The organism is Flavobacterium psychroterrae (assembly GCF_018380615.1).
Classification (GTDB): Bacteria; Bacteroidota; Bacteroidia; order Flavobacteriales; family Flavobacteriaceae; genus Flavobacterium; species Flavobacterium psychroterrae.
In genome coordinates this window covers 1-311 of record NZ_JAGYVZ010000092.1, presented here as the reverse complement: position 1 = coordinate 311, position 311 = coordinate 1, and the positions used below count along the sequence as shown (strand labels likewise).

The 311-nt window shown below is 40.8% G+C and carries 1 protein-coding gene; it reads right to left on the bottom strand.

Annotation, left to right across the window (positions count from 1 at the left end; translation table 11 throughout):
* The coding region (locus KHA90_RS25195; protein ID WP_213308296.1) for an AMP-binding protein at window positions 1–311 on the bottom strand (311 nt) is incomplete at both ends.

Here is a 311-nt window from a genome sequence, read left to right as displayed (position 1 = left end):
CGCTTCTCCACTGGTAAATACCTGAACAAGGCTGCCTAGTTTTTCTAATGCTGCAGGATGCTCTTTTAAATAGTTCAGAAAAGCGCCTAACATCGAAGGCACAAAGTGCATGACTGTAACTTTATGGCTAAATATCGCCTCTACCAATTCCCGAGGGTCTTTATGGGCATCCGGCTTCAAAAAGCTGACACTTGCTCCATTGTACATCCACCATAATAGTTCCCATACCGAAACATCAAAAGAATAACTGGTTTTTTGAAGAATTACATCATCACAAGATAATGGATAGGCTTTTTGCATCCATTCCAAAC